Genomic DNA, 22105 nt, shown 5'->3' with positions numbered 1-22105 from the left:
CGCGTTTTGAGGCCTGAAAACGCGCACAAATGCGACCTAGTTGGGCAGGTCAGTGGGGCGGTTCCGGTATGCCGCCAGGAAGTGCGAGATACGGCGCACGGCTTCCTCGATGTCCCGGACATTCGGCAGGATCACAAAGCGGAAATGGTCCGGGGTGGGCCAGTTGAAGGCCGTGCCGTGGGAGATAAGGATCTTCTGTTCCTGTAGGAGTTGGAGGACGAACTTCTCATCCGACTCGATGGGGTAGATCTCCGGGTCAAGCCGCGGAAAGAGGTACATAGCTCCGGCAGCCGGCACGCAGGACACCCCGGGAATCGCCGTGAGGAGCTTCCAGGCCAGATCCCGTTGCTCCCGCAAACGCCCGCCCGGGGCAATCAGTGCCTCGATGCTCTGGTAGCCACCCAGGCAAGTCTGGATCGCGTGCTGTGCCGGGACGTTGGAACACAGGCGCAGCGATGCCAGGAGCTCCAGTGATTCCCGGTATTCCGCAGTGGCAGCCAGCGGACCGGTCACGGCAACCCAGCCTGCACGGTAGCCGGGCATGCGGTAGGCCTTGGACAGCCCGCTGAAAGTCAACACGCAGATATCGTCCGCAACGGAGGCGGTGTGGATGTGCGGGGCGTCCACGTAGCGGATCTTCTCGTAGATCTCGTCGGAGAACAGCACGAGGTCGTGCTTGCGGGCGAGGTCGGCGAACTGCTCCAGGACGTGGCGCGGGTACACGGCACCGGTGGGATTGTTGGGGTTGATGATGACGATGCCGCGGGTACGTGGAGTGATTCTCGCTTCAACGTCGGCCATGTTCGGCCACCAGTTCTCGTCCTCGTCGCAGAGGTAGTGCACGGCCTTGCCACCGGTCAGGGTGACGGCTGCGGTCCAGAGCGGATAATCCGGGGCGGGGACCAGGATCTCGTCGCCGTTCTCCATGAAGGCCTGCAAGGTCATGGAGATGAGCTCGCTGACGCCGTTCCCGATGAAAACGTCCTCGACGCCGATGTTCATGAGTCCGCGCGTCTGGTAGTACTGCGAAATGGCGGTCCGTGCCGAGAAGATCCCCTTGGAATCGCTGTACCCCTGTGCGCCGCGGATGTGGTGGATCATGTCCACAACCACGGACTCCGGCGCCTCCAGTCCGAACGGGGCGGTGTCCCCGAGGTTCATCTTGAGGATCCTATGCCCCTCGGCTTCCATGGCCTTGGCGGCCTGGAGGATGGGGCCACGGAGTTCGTAGCGGACGTTCTGGAGCTTGCTGGAGGACTGCATCGGACGCATGGTTGATCTTTTCATGAGTGATGCCGCTGCGGACACTGCCGGACGCAGTGCTACGCCGATTGGGAGGCTAGGTCCAGCGGATGATGACCGGCAAACTGCTGGTGCTGGCGGAAACTTCGCGCTCTGTTCCGCGCACAGCTACAGCGAAATGCTGGAGTTCATCAGGGGATGCCATCACCTCAAAGTGCCCTGTTGCGTCGCTCCGCACGGCCGTGGCCGAGGAGTGCGCGTGGATGTAGGCGTCCGGAATTCCCTTGTTGTGGCTGTCCACCAAGCGGCCGTGGATGCGGCGTGCGGCGCCATTGCTCGCCACCAGTGTCTCCAACGCCGGAGGACCGGACGGCTCGTCGAAGTGCAGGGACACCGGGATTCTCACCAGGAATCCCAGTCCGTCGCGGATGCTTTTCTCGTACTCACCCGGCCGGTATTCACCGCTGGACACGATCGAGTACTGGCTGTGCCGCTCCACAGACAGGAGGAGTTGCTCCATGTTGTCCAGTTGTTCGGGACCGTGGCATTCCACAGCCACCCGGAGTTCCAGGTCAAGGACGGGACCGTCCAACCGGGACCTTCCCACCCGGCTGAGCGTTACCGCGTGCACGGTGACCGGCGCCTCCGGTGGAGGAACGACGGCGGTGGGGGACCCGTCGTCGAACCTGACCCGCTGGGGAGCCACGGCGTCGGAAAGTATCCCCAAAAGGTCGGTCAACGACGAACGGACGAAGCTCACGGCAGAACCCCAGCTGGACAAAATCCACACTTGCAACTGGAAACAGACTACTCCCGGTTGTGCCGGTAGTCACTGGAAAACGTGGGTAACTCCAGTCGTTGGGATGACCACTGGCCTATCCTGGCCGGTACGAGTAACGGTACTCGGACGGTGAGTATCCGAACGCTGATTTGAAGGCCCGGGAGAAGCTCGAGGCATCGGTGAAACCCCAGTGCATGCCCACGACGGACACCGGCCTGGTCTGCAATCGTGGATCCAGCAGGTCCGTGCGGCATTTCTCCAGGCGTTGGCGACGCAGCCATGCGCTGACAGTGTCGTCCCGCTCTTCGAAAAGTTTCTGGAGGTACCGGACCGAGACGTTGTGCGCGGCCGCGATGTCGCTGACGGACAGCTCCGGGTCGCTGAGCCGGGAGGCGACGAATGCTTCGATCCGCTCCATCAGCGCGAGCCGCTCGTGCGACAACGGCGACGACGGCGGCACGCGCTCAGCGAAGACCGCCGAGATGAGGTTCAACAAGGCATCCGAAACCGAGGCCGCGTCAGTCACGGAACCCTCATGGAGTTGCTTGGCCACTGCGCCCAGGAGCGCCGAAGTCAACGAACCAAGGCCTTGGCGTCCCGAGACGCGGGATGCGGTCAGCGTTGCGATGCTCTTGCGGTTCAGGTGCAGAGCCTCAGGCGGAAACATCACCACCATCATGCGGAAAGCGTCGTCAAAGTAGAGGTCGTAAGGACGGGTGGTGTCGTAAATTGCGAAATCGCCGGGCGTCAGGGCAGCTTCGCGGCCATCCTGCGCCACCACCGAGTAGCCCCGCAGTTGGAGGCCGAGCTTCACCAGGCCGGGATCATTGGCGCTGATTTCGCGGGGTCCCCGGCTGACGTGGCTTGCCGTTCCGGATACTGCGCTGAGGAAGACCGGTCCGACTGTTTGGTTGATGAGGCCGCCGTCGAATTCCTTCACGTCTGCGGCGGCCACTGAAAGCGGGACGAATGCGTCATTGACGGCTTGGTTCCATGCCTCAAAGCGATCGGTCCTGGCGAGGGCCTTGGTGCTGAACTCTTCGCGGGTTTGTTTGGCGATGGCTCCGGACACGTCGAGTCTCCTTCGAATGACGCACGGGGGGTCAAAACCAGTCTCGCACGGAATCGCCGGTAGGCGTGATCGGCATCACAAGTGTGCAGATGGTGTGCAGGGCTGTGCGTTCCCGGCCAAGGTCTTCCCGGGACGACAGCGAAAGACTCGTGGAGACGAACTCCCCTTCGCAAGCCAACCCTGTTCAAGGAGGAACCCATGGCTGAAACCCAAACCCACGACTATGTGGTGGTCGGCGCAGGCTCGGCCGGCAGCGTGATTGTCCGCCGTTTGCTGGACGCAGGACACAGCGTGCACGTTGTGGAAGCAGGATCAACCGATACCGACCCCAACATCCACAGCCCCCAGGGTTGGCCGGCTTTGCTCACCGGCGCCAATGACTGGGCCGTCATTACCACCCCGCAGAAGCATGCCAACAACCGCAGCCTGTACTGGCCCCGCGGCAGGGTCCTGGGCGGCAGCAGCTCGCTCAACGGCATGATCTATATTCGCGGACACAAGAGCGATTACGACTCCTGGGCGGCCAACGGCGCCGAAGGCTGGTCCTGGAATGACGTCCTTCCGCTGTTCAAGAAGTCCGAGGACCACGCCGACGGTGCCAGTGAGTTCCATGGCAAGGGCGGGCCGCTGCACGTGGAACGGATTGCTGAACGCCACCCCGCCGCCCAGGCCTTCGTGGAGGCCGCGAAGGCTGTTGGCCATACGGAAACCGACGACTTCAACGGTATGCAGATGACCGGAGTCGGGTTCAACCACACCACCACCAAGGAAGGCAAACGTGCCAGCGCCTGGCAGAGTTTCGTCGCTCCGGTACTGGACCACCCGAACCTCAAGGTCACCACGGACGCCCTGGTCACCCGGGTGACGGTCGACGGCGGACGCGCGACCGGCGTCGAATACCGGCTTGGTGATGAGGTGCTTCGTGCTGAGGCCGGCGCGGAAGTGATCATCAGCGCAGGAGCCATCGGTTCGCCAAAGATCCTCCTGCTGTCCGGGATCGGGCCGTCCGCCCACCTGCGCGAGGTGGGCCTTGACGCCGTCGTGGATCTGCCCGGCGTTGGCGAAAACCTGCACGACCACCTGCTGGCGGGCAACATCTACGAGGCGAACGGTCCACTGGTGGCCGGCCGGCACAACCTTCTGGAGAGCCAGCTGTACGCCCACAGTGACCAGACCGACGAGGAAGCGCCGGATCTTCAGCCGCTCTTCCTGCACTTGCCGTATCCCACCGATGGAGGGCCGGCACCCGAACATGGCTACACGATTGCGCCGGGCATCGTGCGCCCAAGGTCGCGGGGAACCCTGCGCCTCGCCTCAGCCGATCCTGCCGCCGCACCCTTGGTGGATCCCAATATCCTGGCCGAGGAGTACGACCTCGAAGCCCTCGTTGACGCCATCATCCTGTGCCGGGAAATCGGGCAGCAGGACGCTTTTGAGCCATTCCGCAAACGCGAGTTCACGCCGTCGGACGCTCTAGTTTCCCGGGATCAGGTGCGCGGGTTCGCCCGGCAGGCCGCCGGGACTTATCACCACCAGGTGGGCACCTGCAAAATGGGCATCGATGATCTGTCCGTCGTTGATCCGCAGCTGCGCGTCCGGGGTGTCGAGGGCTTGCGGGTGGCGGACGCGTCCATCATTCCGTTCGTTCCGAGCGGCAATACGAACGCGCCCGCCATCATGATCGGCGAAAAGGCAGCGGAGTTGATTTTGGGCTTCTGATGACTCAGGCCAGGCCGGGCACGCCGTCGTTGATGGTGAAGGACTGCTTCGTGGAAACCGGGGCGCCCGGCCTGGTCACGTAGTCCAGAACACGGAAGTCCGCAGTCAGCTGGTCTTTGGTGATGCGGGTGTTCACGTACCCGCGGTTGTCGTTGTAGAACTTCAGGTGCGGGTTCCAGGCCATGACGGGATCCGTGGTGGAGCCCGAGCCGTCACCGTTGGACGTGATGGACGAGCACACCAGTTCCGAACCCACCACGGGAGAGGACGGGTCCTTGTAGTCCACCTTCAGGTCGGTGGCCCAGTGGCGGTGCACGTCGCCGGTCAGTACGACGGCGTTGCGCACCTTCGCGTCGATCCAGCCTTGGGTGATGCGGCGGCGGGAAGCGGCATAACCGTCCCAGCCGTCCATGGAGACGTCGTCGATCTCGGGCGCCTTGTCGCGGTCCCGCTCCGCGAAGAACACCTGCTGGCCAAGGATGTCCCAGCGCTGGGTGGAGTTCCGGAAACCATCCAGGAGCCACTTTTCCTGTTCGGCGCCGGTGATGGTGCGGTTCTCGTCCAGGCGTCCGGCCACGTTCTTCCGCCAGCCGTCTCCGGCGAGCTGGTCGTCGCGGTACTGCCGGGTGTCCATCATGTGGAAGTTGGCCAGCTGACCCCACTGGATGGTGCGGTAGATCTTCATGTCGAAGCCGGCCGGGAGGGACGATGGGCGCAGCGGCATGTTCTCGTAGTAGGCCTGGAAGGCCGCGGCGCGACGCTTCCGGAAGCGTTCGGTGGTGTCATTGAGCTGACCCGGGTCGTTGTTTTCCGGGACGTCGTCCGCCCAGTTGTTGTCCACCTCGTGGTCGTCCCAGACCACCAACCAGGGCGCTACTGCGTGGGCGGCCTGCAGGTCGGTATCGGCTTTGTACTGAGCATGACGCTGGCGGTACCCCGCCAGGTTGGTGGTCTCTGGACCTTCGTGGTCGCGGGGATTGCCGCCGCCGATCACATAGCTGTCCTTCTTGTACTCATAGACGTAGTCGCCCAAGTGGAGCACCAGGTCGGGGTGGTCCTCGGCAAGCCGTGAATACGCGGTGAAGTAGCCGTGTTCGTATTGGGCGCAGCTGGCGAAGGCCATGGCCAGAGCGGCGGGCGTTTCACCGGGGGCGGGGCTGGTGAGCGTACGGCCTACCGCACTGAAATGGCGGCCCGTGCGGAAGCGGTAGAAGTACTCGCGTCCGGGCTTGAGACCCTTGAGCTCCACGTGCACTGAGTGGGCGGATTCGATCCGGGCCGTCTCGACGCCGCGGGCTACTACCCGGCGCATGGCCTGGTCTTCGGCTACCTCCCAGGCGACGGCGACGTTGCGGGAGGGCATGCCGCCCAGACCATCTTCCGCCACTGGGTTCAGGGCCAAACGGGTCCAGATCACGAAGCCGTCGGGCCACGGCTCGCCGGAGGCGACACCGAGCGTGAAGGGATCGGTGCGGAGACCGGCGTCGTCCGCTGTTGAAACGGCCACGGCGCTGACGGGGACAGCGGCAACCAAACCGGCGCCGAGGCCAGCTGAGATGAGGGATCTGCGGGTGATGTTTTCCATGGAGCTGACGCTAAGGAACCTGTCTTGACACGGCGCGAGGGAGGTGTGAATGCTGGGTGAACTGTGTGACACAGGTTGTTAACTCGTGCCCGCACGGCAGGAGAATGTTGCCGCGCGCTGGCGGGTTACCCTACGTGCGGGCAAATGTGTTAGCTTCAAACCATCAGACATTGCCCCCCTCTGAGCCGCGGCTCAAGGGGGCAATTTTCGTTGTCAAGGACTTGTGGTGGGTTTGGAGTACACGAAGGAATTCAAAGAGCGCGAAGATCTACTTCAGCAGCTTGAAGACCGTGGTCTTGCGGTTCCTGATCGAGCGGCCGCGCTTACTTTCCTCACTCGTGTTGGCTACTTTCGCTCCGGCGCGTACCGGTATGTCTTCCGAGAGTTCCTGCCACCACAGGAGGTCGATTCGAAGCTGCACCAGTACCGCTCGGATGACTATGTGAGTGGTGCGGGCATTGGTGATGTCATGGCTCTGGAGGCGTTCGACTCCCGGCTGATACGGGTCTGTCAGGACGGCCTTTTGGACTTCGAAGTCCGTCTGCGGGCGGCGATCGCCCATACTCTTGCTGCGAAGGATATCGCCGCCCATGCGTCGAGAGAGTTCTTGGACGAACATAGCTGCGATCAACCAAGAGGGCAGCACACGAAGTTCGATGCATGGACCATGACGTGGCAGGATGCGGTGCGGGCGGCTGCGGAAGACGAGGATTTCATCAAGCACCATGTGTTGAAGTACCCGCGTCAGCCTGTGCCGATCTGGGCCGTCACTGAGGTACTAAGCTTCGGAAGCTTGCCCTATCTTTTCGAGTTGATGCAGACGCCGGACGCCCGTGCCGTGGCTCGCATGTTTGGGTTTGCCCACCCCCGGCGGTTCGGAGCGGTGATCCGCACGATGGTCGATTTCCGAAACGTTTGTGCGCATGGTGCCAGGTTATTCAACCGTTCCTTCAAGAGAGCAATCTCCATCAGCGCTCACGACACTGACGGAGTCCTCTTGGCGCATCTCAATGAGCCGGGCTTTACGACTACACCCAAAGGGCACCAGAGACTCTATATCTACGCAGCCGTCCCGGCGTTCATGCTCCGATCCCACACAGCTGGGACCAATTGGCATCTAAGCTTCAAGACGCAAGTCAAGAAGTTCGATACCACCGTCCGAGCTCCGGGTGGCTCCGCGCTCCTCTCTCCGGAGGCAAGCATGGGATTCCCTGGGGATTGGCTGAAGCTGGACCTATGGCAATAGTTGCATGGCGTGTGGCGGTCAGTATGTAATTCACGCCACGGTCGGGCGGGTGGAGCCCCACCACGCCATCGTTGCTTCGGCCGCCTCCGGAAGTGGCGTCGGTTTCAGGCCCAGCAACCGCTGGCTTTCCGATGAATCCATGACGAATGGCTTCTCGAACTGGTACAGCATTTCCGCGAGCTCACGCATGGCGGTGGAGAACAGTCCGGCGGACCGCAGGATCCACCCCGGCACTGCGCCCACTTTTGGTGCCTTCACGCCCGCCGCCGCGGCAAAAGCTGCTGCCAGTTCACGCTGGGTCAGGGCAGGTCCAGTGGGCGCGTGAAGCACGCGGTTCCACAGTCCAGGGTTTTGCGCCGCGGCGATCATGGCATCGGCCAGGTCGGGAACATAAGTGAAGGAGTGGAGCTGCCCTGCGCTCCCGATCACTTGGAGGGGCTTTCCTTCAAGAATGGGCGTTACCACCCGTTCACCGCCGTGGGCCATCTTTACCCGTGGCCCGAAGAAGTCGCCGGCAACCACGCTCACGGTGTCAGCCGGGTGCGCCTCACGGGCCTTGAGCAGTTGGGTCCGGACGCCGCGCTTGCCGCCCGTCGCCTCCCGGGGCCCGGCCTCGGTCATGGTGCGATCGGGCTCGCTGTACGAGTACAGGCTTTCAGGAAATACGACGACGGCGCCCGCGACCGCCGCTGCGTCCATCACCACTTGCTCGGCCTGGGGGAGTTCGGCCTGCCACTCCTTTGCCCGATATTTGGACCCGTGGATGCAGTGGAAGACTGCCTCGGCACCGCGCACTGCCTGGCGCAGTTGGGCCGAGTCGGAGGCGTCTGCCCGCATCCGCTCAACCCGCGGGTGCTCCGGTCCGCTGCCCGACCTCGTCAACACGCGAACCTCTCTGCCTTGCGCGGCGAGCTTCTCGGCAATGGTCCAGCCAACGGGTCCTGCTCCTGTGACGACGTACATAGGGTGCTCATTTCGTTTCCGGGAAGATATTCGAGAGCGGTGCTCTCTCAAATCCAGAATGACCCTCGAGTAACGCAAAGTCAAGAGCACTGCTCTCTTTTGTTGCTGTTGCTCTCAAATGTGGCAAGCTGTTCGTATGCCAGACAATCCCAAGCCGCAGACTCCCCGGGAGCGCGCCCGCGCCCGGACCATCGCCGACATTGTGCGGTTGGGTCGTGAGCACTTGGCGATCCACGGAGCGGCAGCGCTCTCGCTCAGGGCCGTGGCGCGGGATCTCGGCGTCGTCTCCTCCGCCGTATACCGGTACGTCGAGAACCGCGATGAGCTCCTGACCCTCCTCCTTATCGACGCCTACAACGAGTTGGGGGACGAGGTGGATGAGGCGGTCGATGCCGTTGCGCCAAGCGACTTCGCAGCCCGGTTCCACGCCCTCGGCACGGCCGTCCGCTCCTGGGCTCTCCGCGAGCCGGCGAGTTACGCATTGCTTTTCGGCAGTCCCGTGCCCGGCTACCAGGCGCCAGGGGAGCGGACCACCATTCCCGGCACGCGCGTCATCGTCCGCCTCGTCGGGATTTTCGATGCCGCCTACCGTGCCGGTGCCCTGACCGCGGAGGTGGGTCCCGCCGTCGTGATTCCACCGGCGCTGGCAAAAGACCTGGCGGGTATACGCGCAGAGATGGGGCTTGCAGCACCCGATGCGTCGCTCGCGCGGGGCGTGCTGGCCTGGACCTCGCTGTTCGGGGCCGTGAGCTTCGAGGTGTTTGGGCAATACGGCCCGGACACCTTTGCCGCCCGCGATGACCTCTTTGCGCATCAGATGTCTGTGCTGCAGGCAGTCGCGGGCTTGTAAGGGGCGGAAGTAAAGTATTCGGATGGCTCGTGGACTGGCTGACATTGGCGCGGAGGGCGTTTTGCTCGCCGGAGCCGGACGCGCCATCCTCCTGCAAATCGCCGATCCCCGGGTGGGTCACGGGGTGGCCGAGCACAGTGACTTTGCTAAACGTCCACAAGACCGGTTGCGGGCCACTCTGACGTATGTCTACGCGATCGTGTACGGCACCGAGGAACAGATCGCGGCTGTCCGCCGCGCAGTCAACCGGGCGCACGCCCCGGTGCGCAGGACCGCCGGGGCAGGGTCAAGGGGATACAACGCTTTCGACGCCGGGTCGCAGCTTTGGGTGGTGGCCACCCTGTACGACACGGCCGTCACCGTTTGCGAACAAGTCCTGGGCCCGCTCGACGACGACACTGCCGAGCGTATGTACCAGGACTATGCGCGGATCGGGACTGCCCTCCAGCTACCGCCGGACATGTGGCCCGAGAACCGCGCTGCTTTTGCCGAATACTGGAACACGCAGCTGGGGTCCCTGCGGCCGGACGACCAGGCCCGCAAGGTGGCCCGCGACCTGCTGTACCCCGCCGGAGGGCCGGCTCTCATGCGCCTCCTGATGCCCCTGGCCCGGTTCCTCACAGCCGGGCTCTTGCCGGACCATCTGCGTGAGGGATTCGGACTCGAGTGGGGGCCGGCGCATTCGCGCCGTTACGCACGGACCATGCAACTGCTTGGACGCCTGTACCCGCGTCTCCCTCGAAAGATAAGGCATTGGCCGAAAGACTATTGCCTCAGCACCCTCGCGGGGGTGCCTGTCCGGGCCCGGAGTGAGGTCCACCATGCGTAATTCGACATCGGTGGAAGAGTCCATTGACCGGCTGGCCCACCGTTTCCTGGACCGTTCGCCCGGCGGCCGCCTGCGGGGCCGGCTTACGGAATTTCTCGTCTTTGGACTCAAGCAGGCCTGGGCGTGTGTTTTCGGCGCACTGTTGCTGGCCGTCATCATGGGAGCGCGGCTTTGGTACCCCTCGGACGCGGGGCTGGCCCGGAACGATTTCCTGACCCTCGCCGCCGTCCTGATCCAGGTACTCATGGTGGTGTTCCGGCTGGAAACCCTGAGGGAGCTCCGGGTGATCGTGCTGTTCCACGTGGTGGGTACGGTGATGGAACTGTTCAAGACGGACGTCGGTTCGTGGGCCTATGAAGCTGAGGGAGTTCTCCGGATCGGGGCGGTTCCGCTGTTCAGCGGTTTCATGTATGCGGCCGTGGGGTCTTACATGGTGCGCGTGTTCCGCCTGTTCGACCTCCGTTTCAACAGGTACCCGCGGCGCTGGGTCACCGCCCTGGTCGCTGCCGCGATCTACGTCAATTTCTTCTCGCACCACTACATCCTCGACTTCCGCTGGGTGCTGCTTGCCGCCGTCGTGATCGTGTACGGACGGTGCGTGATGCATTACCGCGTATTCCGCAAGCGGTTCCGGATGCCCATCCTGGTCGCGTTTCTGTTGGTGGCGCTGTTCATCTGGTTCGCGGAGAACATTGGCACCTGGTCCCGCGCATGGCTGTACCCGAATCAGCTGGATGGCTGGCAAGCGGTCTCGATCGACAAGCTGCTGGCGTGGTTCCTGCTGATGATCATTTCCGTGGTGCTCGTTGCGTGGGTGTACAAGCCGGAGGGGCCCGAAGACGAGGCGCAAGGCCGCCCCGGCCGCGCTGATCTGACCACCGTTAGTCCGTCCGAGGGGTCGTAAGCCGTTTCCGCAACGTCACGACGGTCACGCCAGCGACGAGCCCGGCCAGTGGGAAGGTTCCCAGGACTATCTGCGGATATCTGGGATGGAATGAGCGTTGGCTTGATCCGTCGATCATGGTGAAAGAGCAGTCCAGGCCCAAAGGGAAGAAGCTGTAATCGCCGGCAGGATTGGAACTCCCTACGTCGTGGATGGTCCCCTTCGGCAGGTATTCAGTATGGCAGGGCATCGAAATGGATGATCGCCAGACCAGCAATCCCCGATCAGCGGCCCCAACGAGGAAGTACCATGCGGCGGCCAAGGCCACCGCAACTACGACGAATGGATGCTGCGACAGCAAGCCTTGCCGCCCTCGGCTCACGTCCCGCCCCGGATGGCTCGGAGGGCTGCCCCGCGGGCTTGAAGCAGGGGCTCGACGTCGGGCACCCGCCTCAGGCGGATGCCATCAGGTCCCGGACGCCCTCCTTGGCAGAGGATAACGACGCCGGGCTTGGTGAGCGCCGACCACGCGACCCAAAACGTCGGCCCTTCCCAGACGTTGAAATTCGTGGGAACGCCATCGACGGTCGCGTCGTACTGCCGCGGATTAAGCGAATCGGACCTCTCGAATGGCCTCGCCGCCCACGACGGTGGTGGCCCGCTGACTTCCCGCCACTTGTGGAGGGCCGTCTCGGAGGCGGGCCGGGTCGTGGTGATCACCTCAAGGTGAAACGGGGCTTCACCTTCCTTGAGCGGGGGCCGGTGCCCGTGCAGCACGCTGCCTTCGCTCGCGTCCATTTGCCACGAGCCCAGCATGAGAGGCCCCTTCCAGTCCTCGACTTGGTAGAGCGGAAGGCTCGCTGCGCGCTTCCGTGCTTCCTGGTCGTGCCGGCTTTGCATGGCCCAGAACTCGTCCGGTGGCATGAATCCAGTGAAGTCCATCGCGTCAGTCTGCCAGTTCACGCTGAGCGAAACCAGCCCCGGATCCCGCGCCATTCCGCGTCGCAGACCGCAAAAGAAAGCAAACTTGAGCGTACTTGACTCAACTTTGGATTGACATCTTTCCGAGGCTGAGTACAGTTGAGTGCAGAACGCTCAACTAGCCGATTGTTGAGTGGGCTCCCGACCAGCAGGACCGCTCCGGCGGAGAGTGTTGCCGGGTGCAATCTTCAACATCGGCCATTGAAAGGAAACAAGATATGTCACGTGCAGTAGGTATCGACCTCGGAACCACCAACTCCGTGGTCTCTGTTCTTGAAGGTGGCGAGCCCACCGTCATCGCCAACGCAGAAGGCGGCCGCACCACGCCGTCCGTCGTCGCGTTCTCCAAGTCCGGCGAAGTCCTGGTCGGCGAGATCGCCAAGCGCCAAGCCGTCAACAACATCGACCGCACCATCGCCTCCGTCAAGCGCCACATGGGCACTGACTGGACCGTCGCCATCGATGACAAGAAGTACACGCCGCAGGAAATCTCCGCGCGTATCCTCATGAAGCTTAAGAACGACGCCGAGAGCTACTTGGGCGAAAAGGTCACCGACGCTGTGATCACCGTTCCGGCCTACTTCAACGACGCCGAGCGCCAGTCCACCAAGGAAGCCGGCGAAATCGCAGGCCTCAACGTCCTCCGCATCGTCAACGAGCCCACCGCGGCCGCTCTGGCCTACGGCTTGGACAAGGGCAAGGAAGACGAACTCATCCTGGTCTTCGACCTCGGTGGCGGTACCTTCGACGTCTCCCTCCTCGAGGTCGGCAAGGACGAAGACAACTTCTCCACCATCCAGGTCCGCGCGACCGCCGGTGATAACCGCCTGGGCGGCGACGACTGGGACAACCGCGTTGTCGAGTGGCTCCTGGGCCAGCTCAAGGTCAAGGGCATCGACCTCTCCAAGGACAAGATCGCCCTCCAGCGCCTCCGTGAAGCTGCTGAGCAGGCCAAGAAGGAACTGTCCTCCTCCACCAGCACCAACATCTCCCTCCAGTACCTGTCCGTCACCCCCGACGGCCCGGTCCACCTGGACGAGCAGTTGACCCGTGCCAAGTTCCAGGACCTCACCAAGGACCTCCTGGACCGCACCAAGAAGCCGTTCCACGACGTCATTGCTGAGGCCGGAATCAAGGTCTCCGACATCGACCACATCGTCCTCGTCGGTGGTTCCACCCGTATGCCTGCCGTCTCCGAGCTCGTCAAGGAACTCGCCGGCGGCAAGGAACCCAACAAGGGCGTCAACCCGGATGAAGTTGTGGCCGTTGGTGCCGCACTCCAGGCCGGTGTCCTGAAGGGCGAGCGCAAGGACGTCCTGCTCATCGACGTCACGCCGCTGTCCCTCGGCATCGAAACCAAGGGTGGCGTCATGACCCACCTGATCGAGCGCAACACCGCCATCCCCACCAAGCGTTCGGAAACCTTCACCACCGCTGACGACAACCAGCCGTCCGTGGCCATCCAGGTCTTCCAGGGCGAGCGTGAATTCACCCGCGACAACAAGCCGCTGGGCACGTTCGAGTTGACCGGTATTGCTCCCGCCCCGCGTGGCGTGCCGCAGATCGAGGTCACCTTCGACATCGACGCCAACGGCATCGTCCACGTATCCGCCAAGGACAAGGGCACCGGCAAGGAACAGTCCATGACCATCACCGGTGGCACGGCACTGTCCAAGGAAGACATCGACCGCATGGTCCGCGAAGCCGAAGAGCACGCCGCCGAGGACAAGGCCCGCCGCGAAGCTACGGATACCCGCAACTCCGCAGAGCAGCTCGCCTACTCGGTGGAGAAGCTGATCTCCGAGAACGAGGACAAGCTGCCGGAAGAGGTCAAGACCGAGGTGAAGGCCGACGTCGACGCCCTCAAGTCCGCCCTGGAGGGCACCGACGACGCCGCCGTGAAGACTGCGTTTGAGAAGCTGCAGGCTTCCCAGACCAAGCTCGGCGAAGCCATCTACGCCCAGGCGTCCGCTGCGGACGCTCCGGGTGCCGGTGCTGAAGGCGCTCCCGCAGGTGGCGCTGGTGACAAGGCCGACGAGGACATCGTCGACGCCGAAATCATCGACGAAGACGAAGCGAAGAAGTAGCCATGCCTCATCACGGCAACGAAGAAGAGCACTCCGAAGGCAACGAGCAGCGCAAGCCCGTCATCCGGGACAACCGCAAGGTTGACCCGGAGACCGGGGCCGCGCGGCACCCTCATGGTGAATCCGCGGATGCAGCTGAAAGCGACGCCGCTCCCACCGAGGGCGACGCCCTTTCCCAGGCTGAGGAAATCCTCAACGGGGTGGAGGTTCCGGCTGAAGAGTCGGTAGCGTCCGGTGCGGCGGCCGAGGCCCAGGCAACGGAGCTCCGCAACGACCTCCTCCGCCTGCAGGCTGAGTACGTCAACTACCGCAAGCGCGTGGAACGGGACCGTGCCGTAGCAGGAGAAATGGCCGTCATCGGCGTCCTGAACTCGCTGCTTCCGGTGCTGGACGACGTCGACGCTGCACGCCAGCACGGTGACCTCGAGGACGGACCCTTCGCCGCCATCGCCACCAAGCTGGAGAACGCGCTGAAGACGTACGGACTCGAGCGCATCTCGGAAACGGGTGTCGAATTCGACCCCACCATTCACGAGGCACTCATCCAGCAGCCCGGCGAGGACATCGAGGTAGACACCGTCAGCCAGGTGCTGCGCTCCGGATACCGCTCAGGCGAGCGTGTCCTCCGTGCAGCCCAGGTGATTGTGGCTGTACCCGCGTAACAACTCATCGAGATGGCAGTTCGTGACAGTGTTTGAAGAGAACATTGGGACGAACTGCCATCTCGTTACCAACGAAAGGAAACGCTCTTGGCCAGCCAGGACTGGGTTGAAAAGGATTTTTACGCGATCCTTGGTATCGCCAAGGACGCCTCCGACGCTGATATCAAAAAGGCTTACCGCAAGCTTGCCCGGCAGTACCACCCGGATACGAATGCCGGTGATGCTGCTGCGGAGAAGCGGTTCAAAGACATTTCCGAGGCCTACTCGGTGCTGTCGAGTCCTGAGGACCGGCAGCAGTACGACGCCATCCGCGCCATGGGTGGCGCCCGGTTCGCCCCTGGCGCGGGTGGACGCAGCGGTGCCGGGGCCAACGGAGGCTTCGAAGACCTGTTCGGTGGCTTGTTTGGCGGCGGCGCGCGCCAGCCGGCCGGCGGCGGCGGTATCCCGCCCGAGTTCGCCGACCTGTTCGGCGGTGGCTTCGGAGGAGGGCCGGCCGGGTTCCAGCGTGCACCCCAGAAGGGCTCCGATAGGACCGCCACCACCTCCATCTCGTTCGCCGGTTCCATCAAGGGCACCACGGTCAGCCTGCGCGAGAGCAACGGCAATGTCATCGACGTCAAGATTCCGGCGGGCATCAAGGACGGCCAGAAGGTCCGCCAGCGCGGCAAGGGCAACGCCGGTCCCGCCGGAAACGGCGACCTCATCATCACGGTGAGCGTGAAGCCCCATGACTTCTTCCAGCGCGAAGGCGACAACATCCGCATCCATGTGCCGGTGACGTTTGCGGAGGCGGCGCTTGGCGCCACTATCGAGGCTCCAACGCTCGACGGCGACACCGTCAAGTTGCGTGTCCCGGCGGGCACACCCGCTGGCCGCACCCTGAGGGTCAAAGGCCGTGGCGTGAAGACATCGAAGGCGACCGGTGACCTTCTCGTGACGATCGACGTCGCCGTTCCCCAGAACCTGAGCAAGGAAGCGGAAGAGGCCGTCAAGGCGTTCGCTGCCGCCACCTCGGACGCGAACCCGCGTCAGGATCTGGCCGCGAAGGCCCGGCTGTAAGGAGGCGGTCATGGCAATCGACGTCAACCAGCCGATCTTTGTCATCTCCGTCGCCGCGGAGCTTGCCGACATGCATCCGCAGACGTTGCGCCAGTACGACCGCCTGGGCATCGTCTCGCCCAGCCGCGCCCCCGGAAAGTCCCGCCGCTATTCCCAGCATGACGTGGACAAACTGCGGGAGGTCCAGCGCCTCTCGCAGTCGGGGGTGTCCCTGGAGGGCATCAAACGCATTATGGAGCTCGAGAACCAAGTGGCGGCCTTGCAGTTCAAGGTTGCCGAACTGACTGAGGAGCTTTCACGGCGCAGGACCCCCTTGGATGCACGGATCTTCGCAGCTGGTGCTGCCGGTGACGTGGTCAGCCTTGCCCGCGGGCAGCGGCCGCGCCCCCGCTCGCAGGCCGTGGTGGTGTGGCGTCCGCGGTCGGGGGAGGGCCAACGATGAATCCCTATGCCGGGATGCCAACTCACCGTGACCAATTCTTTTCCACCTTCCTTGAGACATTCGGTTCCTGGCGTCCGGATGCCGTGATCTTCGATTGCGACGGCCTCCTGATGGACACCGAATCGCTGTGGACCCGCACACAGGAAATGGTGTGTGACCAACTCGGTATTGCCTTGGACAGGGAGCTGCGCCATCAATTGGTTGGTCTCCCTGCCAGCCGCATTGGGCCCCTCATGGCCCAGCGGGCGGGTGCCGAGCCGGCCTCTGTCATCAAGCAGCTGTTGGATGTCAATGAGCTCCTGGTGCTGGAGTCGGGTCGCCCCATGCCCGGGGCCCGCGAAATCGTGGAGGCGATGGGGGCGAAGGTACCGCTGGCAGTCGCGAGCAACTCGGCCCGCCGCATCCTGGACGTGGCCATCTCCCGCAGTGGCTTCGAATCACAGTTCACGGCCACTGTTTCGGCTGAAGAGGTGGCGCAACCCAAGCCGGCCCCGGATGTCTACCTGGCCGCTGCGGAGGCGTTGGGCGCGGCCCCGGGGAAATGCGTCGCCTTCGAGGATTCCGAGGCCGGCGCCAAGGCCGCGGTGGCCGCAGGCATGAACGTCATCGCCGTCCCACACATGGCAAGCCAGGAGCCGCTGGCCCATGCCTTTTGCGGATCCCTGGAATCGCGGGATCTGCTGGCTTGGGTAGCGGCTTGGAAGTAGGTGCCGAGGGAGCTACGAACTCCGGCGCGATTGCCGGATGCTGCTCTGGTAGGTGTCCTTAAGGTTCTTGACGGTCGCGTCATAGTGCCTTGTGGCGTAGGCGGCGTAGAGGATGTCGATGACCAGCAGCTGCCCCCATTTACTGGTGACCGACTCCCCGTAGAGTTCTCCGCCGCTCGGGGCCGTAGCCGTGAACAGTGCGATATCGGCGTGCTCCAACAGGGGAGAGCCTTCGGCGCCAGTGATGGCCAGGGTTGCCGCCCCACGTTGTTGGGCCAGATGGAGCGCTTCGATGATGGGCGTGCTTTGCCCCGAATCGCTGATACCAATCAAGAGATCACCCGGGGCAAGGATGGTCGCGAGCATGACCTGGATAGTGGTGTCCCGGTAGAGCATGCATTTCTTGCCTGCGCGGGTGAAGCGCATCACGGCCTCTTCGGCGGCGATGCTGGAGGACCCCATGCAGCAGAACACCAAGGTGTTGGCGGCGTCGATCATGTCTACGGCGCGCTGGATGGCTTCCACGTCCTGGCGCTGTCCCGTACGCCTCAGTGACTGGATGCTGCTGCGTTCAACCTTGCCGACGATGTCCTCGGGGGTGTCACCGCGGTTGACGCCCTCGTACACAACGTCCGACGCCGCAGGCTGCTCCTGGGTGGCAGCCTTGGATATGAAGGCCGCTTCGGCCAAACCCAGCAGCAGGGACTTGTAACCGTCCACGCCCAGCTCGCGCACGAAGCGCGAGACGGTCGATTCGCCAACGCCGGCGGCCAGCGCCAGTTCGGTGATGGTCATGGCCTGCGCGCGTTCGGGTGATTTCAGGACAGCTTCCGCCACAAGACGGAGCGACGGCGGAAGGTAAGGCAGCCGCGCCGAAATCCGGTGCAGCAGTCCGCCGTCGGTAAAGGTCTCCGTCATGTGGCAGTCTCCGGTCTAGTGCTGGTTGGCCAGGGCCTGAAGCAGGTTGTCCACGGCAGCCCAGGTGGCCCGGTCAACGCTTTCCCCAGTGTATCCACCGATGTGCGGGGTCGCGATGACATTCGGGTGCCCCACCAGGGGAGTGCGGCCGGGAGGCTCGGTTTCGAAAACATCGGTGGCGAGGAACGCCACGGCTCCCGATTCCAGGGCGGCCAGAACTGAATCATCATCCACCAGGGAAGCCCGGGCTGTGTTGATGATCCCTGCCCCGCGTTTGAGCAAGCCGATAGTGGCCTTCCCTATAACCGGCTCCGCCGACGGCGGCATGTGGAGGGAAACTACGTCGGAGGTTCGCAGGACGTCGTCCAGCGAACCCCAGGCGAATTCCTCCGAAGGTCGGAAGGACTCCAACGGGTAGGCGTCGAAAGCCAGCACTTTCATTCCAAGCCCCAGCGCCATCAGGGCCACCCGCCGTCCGATCTGGCCGCAGCCGAGCAGGCCGAGCGTTAGCCCCGACACTTCCCGGCCAGGGCGTCGCGCCCACTGCCCGGACTTCAGTTGACCGTCATGCCACGGGATGCCTCGCACCGCAGACATCATGAGGGCGATGGTCAGTTCCGCGACACCCTGGGAATTGGCACCGGGCGCGGTGAGAACGCTGATGCCTTGCCGTTTGGCGGCGTCGACGTCGATCGAATCGATCCCCACTCCGTTGCGGGAGATTGCCTTCAGCTCAGGGAATTCGGACAGGAATGAGCCGCTCAGGCGTTCCGTCCCGGCGATATAGCCCACGCAACCGCGCAACGCGCTGCGCAGCTGCTGTTCGTTGGGGACGGCACCCGGGGCGGGATACACGACGTCGTATCCCGCCTTTTCGAGCTGCCGCAAGGCGGGGTGCCCCCCGTCCGAAATGGAACGGGGGGTCACCGCAATCCGGCGAGGGCCGCCGTCGTGCGTTACGTTCGGCGACATGGCACTTAGGCCTGCCAGCGCGGGTTGTCGATGAACTCAGGCTTGCCGTCCCGCTCGACGCACAATTTGCGGAAGCCTTTGGTCTCGATGGTCCCGTAGTCGTGGCCGGCGTGGCCCGGGAAGGCGAAGAAGGTCACCAGCGGCTCCGTGGCCGAAACGTTGATGCTCCGATGGGCGTAGCGGCGCGGAACGTAGACTGCCTGTCCTGGCGTGAATTCCGCGGCCTGCCAGTCGCCCTCGGGGTTCTCCATCAGCATGTAGCCATGGCCGCTCAGGCAGTAGTAGATCTCCGCGGTGTCCAAAACCTCGTGGAAGTGGCCCTTGGTCATGTAGTACTCATCACCCACCTTGCCCGGGTAGGTGATGCTGGTTCCGTAGGCCACGTCACCGGACGTGGACGGAACGCCCATGTCGAAGAATTCATAGACCAGGACGTCGTCCTCGGCCACCTGTGCGGCAGCGGCGGCTTGGTCCGCGTACATGTTGGCCATGGCTGAGAGCCGGCGCTGCAGCGGTGCCTTCGCGGTGGACAGCCCGGTCTTGACGTCGAAGTCTGTCAATACTGCCTGGACGGTCGTCTCAGCTGCAGTTGTCTTGGCGGCGGTGGTGCTCATGAGGAAATCTCCTTCTTGGAAACGTTCAGTGCGATGTCTGACAAGCGGTCGAAGACCGGTCCGCGGGTTGGAATGTCGATGGCGAAGACGTCGGCGATCACGCGTGTCCACCCGTGGAGGAAGTAGACCCAGCCGTCTTCTACCCGGACGTTCAGGCTGGGTTGTTGGGCGTTGGCCTGGTCCAGGAACACGAGCTCGCCCCGGTAGTTGAAGTCCCAGGCAACGGCGTCCTGGGGGAAGACCACTTTGTCCGTGAGCGGTGAGCCCGGCCGGTCTTTCCCCAAGCCAGTGGCATTGATGATCACTGAGCCGGGTGGAGCGGCGGAAACCACGGCGTCGTTCTCCGCAGCGTCTGCCACCTGGACGTAGCTGATGGGCAGGTTGCTGCCGAGCTTGGCATGCATCGACCGCATTTCCTCCAATCGGCTGGCCCGGCGGTTGGTCACCGTGATCTTGGCCGGTGCCGGGAATCCTGCGCCTGCGCGTTTGTGCAGGTAGTACGTCAGGGCCAGGGATGAACCACCGGCCCCCAGCAACACCAGCTCGGCCCCGCTGTCCTGCCAGTAGTCATCAGGAACAATCGCTTCCAGGGACAGCCCGCTGGTGACGGCGTCCATGGCGTTGCCCCACAGCTTCCCGTCCTTCTTGGAGATGCTGCTGATCTCGTGCAGCACCTGTGCATCCTCACCGAAGCCGTCGAAGTGTTCCTTTGCTGCGCTGACGATGTCCAGCTTGTGGGTGGTGACCAGCGCGCCGAGCGACAGGGGATCAGTTTTGAGGAACCGGACAACGTCCTGGTAGTCGGGCGCCGGTGCGCCCGGAGGGAGGTCGATTCCCTTCAGGACTGCGGACAGTCCCAGTTCCTCGGCCCATGCCGGGAAGACGCGCATGATGGATGATTGCTTGGTGGTGACCCCCACGAAGTACATGGTGGGTTCAGTGGCGGGCAACAACATAGTGGTGCTCTCCTCGATGTGCAGTGGTCAATGGTCTAGTGCTCTTCCCAGTCGGAGGCACGGGCTACGGCGCGCTGCCAGCCGGAGTACAACTTCTGCCGCTTCTCCTCCGCCATGTCCGGAATGAATTCCCGGTCCAGCGCAAAGGTCTCGCGGAGTTGGTCCTGGCTGTGCCATATTCCGCACGCCAACCCGGCCAGGAGGGCGGCGCCCCGCGCGGTGGATTCCACCTGCCGGGGGCGGAGCACACGGACGTTGAGCATGTCCGCCTGGAACTGCATCAGGAAGTTGTTGCGGACGGCCCCTCCGTCCACCCGGATTTCGGAGACCGGGATGCCCGCATCCGTCTCCATGCAGTTGATGACGTCCTTGATCTGGAACGCGATGGACTCCAGGGTTGCCCGGATGATGTGGTTCCGGCTGGATCCCCTCGTGAGGCCCAGGATCGCGCCGCGGGCATAGGGATCCCAATACGGCGCGGCCATTCCCGTGAACGCCGGAACAACGTAGACCCCGCCGGAGTCCTCCACGCGCATGGCGGCATACTCGCTGTCCGCCGAGTCATAGATGACGCGCAGCTCATCACGCAACCACTGGATGGAGGCAGCAGCCACAAAGATCAGGCCTTCCAGGGCGTACTCAACCTTCCCGTTCAAACCCCAGGCGATGGTGGTGAGCATCCCGTTGGTTGAGCTGACGGGCGCGTCCCCGGTGTGCATCACCAGGCTGGCTCCTGTCCCGTAGGTGGCTTTGACCATGCCACGGTCAAAGCAGGCCTGGCCGAACAGGGCTGCCTGCTGGTCCCCCACGGCCGAAGCCACGGGAATGCGGGCCCCCGCGAAGATCGCATCGCAGGTGTGGCCGTAGACTTCGCTGCTGGGCCGGACCTGGGGGAGCAGCATCCGTGGAACCCCCAGTTCGTCCAACAGTTTGTCGTCCCAGTCCAGGGTGTTGATGTTGAAGAGCATGGTCCGTGCGGCGTTGGAGTAGTCCGTCACGTGGGCCTTGCCCCCGGTGAGGTTCCAGATCAGCCAGCTGTCCACGGTGCCGAAGCACAGTTCTCCGGCCTCGGCGCGCGCCCGGGCGCCGGGAACGTTGTCCAGGATCCAGGCGATCTTGGTTCCGGAGAAGTAGGCGTCCACCACCAGGCCGGTGGTGGTCCGGACGTACTCTTCAAAGCCTTTCTCCTTCAGCTCATCGCACAGCCCAGCCGTGCGCCGGTCTTGCCACACGATGGCGTTCATGATGGGCTTGCCGGTGCTTCGGTCCCAGATCACGGTGGTTTCGCGTTGGTTGGTGACACCGATTGCGCCGATGTCCCGCGGATCGATGCCCGCTGCCTCCGTCGCCCGCCGGGCTACGGCCAATTGGGTGTTCCAGATCTCGATGGGATCGTGCTCCACCCAGCCGGGCTTGGGATAGATCTGGGTGAACTCCTGGCTGGCTTCACCCACGATTTCAAGGTCCTGGCTGTAGAGGATTGACCTGATTCCGGTGGTGCCGGAGTCCAGTGCCATGATGTACTTCGTCGTCATCA

General features: G+C 63.7%; 21 protein-coding genes. 10 read left to right on the top strand and 11 right to left on the bottom strand.

Features of this window, described 5'->3' with window-relative positions:
* Nucleotides 1-36: 36 nt before the first annotated feature.
* The 3 genes from ACPFL9_RS18110 to ACPFL9_RS18100 form a co-directional block, all read right to left on the bottom strand.
* A complete protein-coding gene (locus ACPFL9_RS18110; RefSeq protein WP_426004328.1) occupies nt 37-1272 on the bottom strand; it encodes a pyridoxal phosphate-dependent aminotransferase in 1236 nt (411 codons plus the stop codon).
* A 67-nt stretch (nt 1273-1339) separates the two neighbouring features.
* Nucleotides 1340-2002 carry a hypothetical protein gene (locus ACPFL9_RS18105; protein WP_426004327.1) on the bottom strand — a complete coding sequence of 221 codons (663 nt, stop codon included), beginning with the start codon at nt 2000-2002 and terminating at the stop codon, nt 1340-1342.
* A 115-nt stretch (nt 2003-2117) separates the two neighbouring features.
* On the bottom strand, nt 2118-3095 hold the full coding sequence (locus tag ACPFL9_RS18100) for a helix-turn-helix domain-containing protein (protein ID WP_426004326.1): 978 nt from the start codon (nt 3093-3095) through the stop codon (nt 2118-2120).
* Between the two features lie 198 nt (nt 3096-3293).
* Here ACPFL9_RS18100 and ACPFL9_RS18095 point away from each other — a divergent pair, with 198 nt between their 5' ends.
* The gene (locus ACPFL9_RS18095; RefSeq protein ID WP_426004324.1) at nt 3294-4814 is read left to right on the top strand and encodes a GMC family oxidoreductase; all 1521 of its coding nucleotides are present in this window, start codon (nt 3294-3296) and stop codon (nt 4812-4814) included.
* A 4-nt stretch (nt 4815-4818) separates the two neighbouring features.
* Here ACPFL9_RS18095 and ACPFL9_RS18090 read toward each other — a convergent pair whose 3' ends face one another.
* Complete coding sequence (locus tag ACPFL9_RS18090; protein WP_426004322.1) at nt 4819-6399, bottom strand: alkaline phosphatase D family protein; 1581 nt, start codon at nt 6397-6399, stop codon at nt 4819-4821.
* A 232-nt stretch (nt 6400-6631) separates the two neighbouring features.
* Here ACPFL9_RS18090 and ACPFL9_RS18085 point away from each other — a divergent pair, with 232 nt between their 5' ends.
* Nucleotides 6632-7645, top strand: a complete 1014-nt coding sequence (locus ACPFL9_RS18085; RefSeq protein WP_426004321.1) for an Abi family protein — start codon at nt 6632-6634, stop codon at nt 7643-7645.
* 30 nt (nt 7646-7675) lie between these two features.
* On the opposite strand, the gene ACPFL9_RS18080 is transcribed toward ACPFL9_RS18085, so the two are convergent.
* Nucleotides 7676-8608: an NAD-dependent epimerase/dehydratase family protein gene (locus ACPFL9_RS18080; protein ID WP_426004320.1), complete on the bottom strand. Its 933-nt coding sequence runs from the start codon at nt 8606-8608 to the stop codon at nt 7676-7678.
* Nucleotides 8609-8744: 136 nt separating this feature from the next.
* On the opposite strand from ACPFL9_RS18080, the gene ACPFL9_RS18075 reads away from it, so the two are divergent.
* Genes ACPFL9_RS18075 through ACPFL9_RS18065 form a run of 3 tightly spaced genes read left to right on the top strand, consistent with a single transcriptional unit; the run spans nt 8745 to nt 11191 of the window.
* On the top strand, nt 8745-9458 hold the full coding sequence (locus ACPFL9_RS18075; RefSeq protein ID WP_426004319.1) for a TetR/AcrR family transcriptional regulator: 714 nt from the start codon (nt 8745-8747) through the stop codon (nt 9456-9458).
* A gap of 22 nt (nt 9459-9480) precedes the next feature.
* A complete protein-coding gene (locus ACPFL9_RS18070; protein ID WP_426004318.1) occupies nt 9481-10287 on the top strand; it encodes an oxygenase MpaB family protein in 807 nt (268 codons plus the stop codon).
* On the top strand, nt 10280-11191 hold the full coding sequence (locus tag ACPFL9_RS18065; protein ID WP_426004316.1) for a DUF817 domain-containing protein: 912 nt from the start codon (nt 10280-10282) through the stop codon (nt 11189-11191). The genes ACPFL9_RS18070 and ACPFL9_RS18065 overlap by 8 nt, the downstream gene beginning before the upstream one ends.
* 357 nt (nt 11192-11548) lie before the next feature.
* On the opposite strand, the gene ACPFL9_RS18060 is transcribed toward ACPFL9_RS18065, so the two are convergent.
* Entirely contained in the window at nt 11549-12112 is a 564-nt protein-coding gene (locus ACPFL9_RS18060; RefSeq protein WP_426004315.1) for a hypothetical protein, read from the bottom strand.
* A gap of 257 nt (nt 12113-12369) precedes the next feature.
* Between ACPFL9_RS18060 and dnaK the strand changes: the two genes are divergently transcribed.
* From dnaK to ACPFL9_RS18035, 5 genes are all read left to right on the top strand, one after another.
* The gene (gene dnaK, locus ACPFL9_RS18055) at nt 12370-14238 is read left to right on the top strand and encodes a molecular chaperone DnaK (protein WP_426004314.1); all 1869 of its coding nucleotides are present in this window, start codon (nt 12370-12372) and stop codon (nt 14236-14238) included.
* 2 nt (nt 14239-14240) lie between these two features.
* On the top strand, nt 14241-14900 hold the full coding sequence (locus tag ACPFL9_RS18050; protein WP_426004313.1) for a nucleotide exchange factor GrpE: 660 nt from the start codon (nt 14241-14243) through the stop codon (nt 14898-14900).
* An 87-nt stretch (nt 14901-14987) separates the two neighbouring features.
* Nucleotides 14988-15959, top strand: coding sequence for a DnaJ C-terminal domain-containing protein (locus ACPFL9_RS18045; RefSeq protein WP_426004312.1), 972 nt, complete (start codon nt 14988-14990; stop codon nt 15957-15959).
* 10 nt (nt 15960-15969) lie between these two features.
* A complete protein-coding gene (locus ACPFL9_RS18040) occupies nt 15970-16401 on the top strand; it encodes a heat shock protein transcriptional repressor HspR (protein WP_426004311.1) in 432 nt (143 codons plus the stop codon).
* A gap of 14 nt (nt 16402-16415) precedes the next feature.
* The gene (locus ACPFL9_RS18035) at nt 16416-17108 is read left to right on the top strand and encodes an HAD family hydrolase (protein WP_426004310.1); all 693 of its coding nucleotides are present in this window, start codon (nt 16416-16418) and stop codon (nt 17106-17108) included.
* A gap of 12 nt (nt 17109-17120) precedes the next feature.
* On the opposite strand, the gene ACPFL9_RS18030 is transcribed toward ACPFL9_RS18035, so the two are convergent.
* From ACPFL9_RS18030 to glpK, 5 genes are read right to left on the bottom strand one after another with little or no spacing between them, the layout of a single operon-like run.
* Nucleotides 17121-18026 (bottom strand): MurR/RpiR family transcriptional regulator, encoded by a 906-nt coding sequence (locus ACPFL9_RS18030; protein ID WP_426004309.1) that lies wholly within the window; start codon nt 18024-18026, stop codon nt 17121-17123.
* A gap of 15 nt (nt 18027-18041) precedes the next feature.
* On the bottom strand, nt 18042-18998 hold the full coding sequence (locus ACPFL9_RS18025; RefSeq protein ID WP_426004307.1) for a phosphoglycerate dehydrogenase: 957 nt from the start codon (nt 18996-18998) through the stop codon (nt 18042-18044).
* A 5-nt stretch (nt 18999-19003) separates the two neighbouring features.
* Entirely contained in the window at nt 19004-19612 is a 609-nt protein-coding gene (locus ACPFL9_RS18020; protein ID WP_426004306.1) for a glucose-6-phosphate isomerase, read from the bottom strand.
* Nucleotides 19609-20568 carry a shikimate dehydrogenase family protein gene (locus tag ACPFL9_RS18015; RefSeq protein ID WP_426004304.1) on the bottom strand — a complete coding sequence of 320 codons (960 nt, stop codon included), beginning with the start codon at nt 20566-20568 and terminating at the stop codon, nt 19609-19611. Before ACPFL9_RS18015 ends, ACPFL9_RS18020 begins: the two co-directional genes overlap by 4 nt.
* 35 nt (nt 20569-20603) lie before the next feature.
* Entirely contained in the window at nt 20604-22103 is a 1500-nt protein-coding gene (gene glpK / locus ACPFL9_RS18010; RefSeq protein ID WP_426004303.1) for a glycerol kinase GlpK, read from the bottom strand.
* Nucleotides 22104-22105 lie beyond the last annotated feature (2 nt).

The sequence above is a fragment of the Paenarthrobacter sp. NyZ202 genome (genome assembly GCF_049860755.1).
GTDB lineage: Bacteria > Actinomycetota > Actinomycetes > Actinomycetales > Micrococcaceae > Arthrobacter.
The sequence above is the reverse complement of the archived record's forward strand: the minus strand, read 5'-3'. Positions and strand labels throughout refer to the sequence as shown.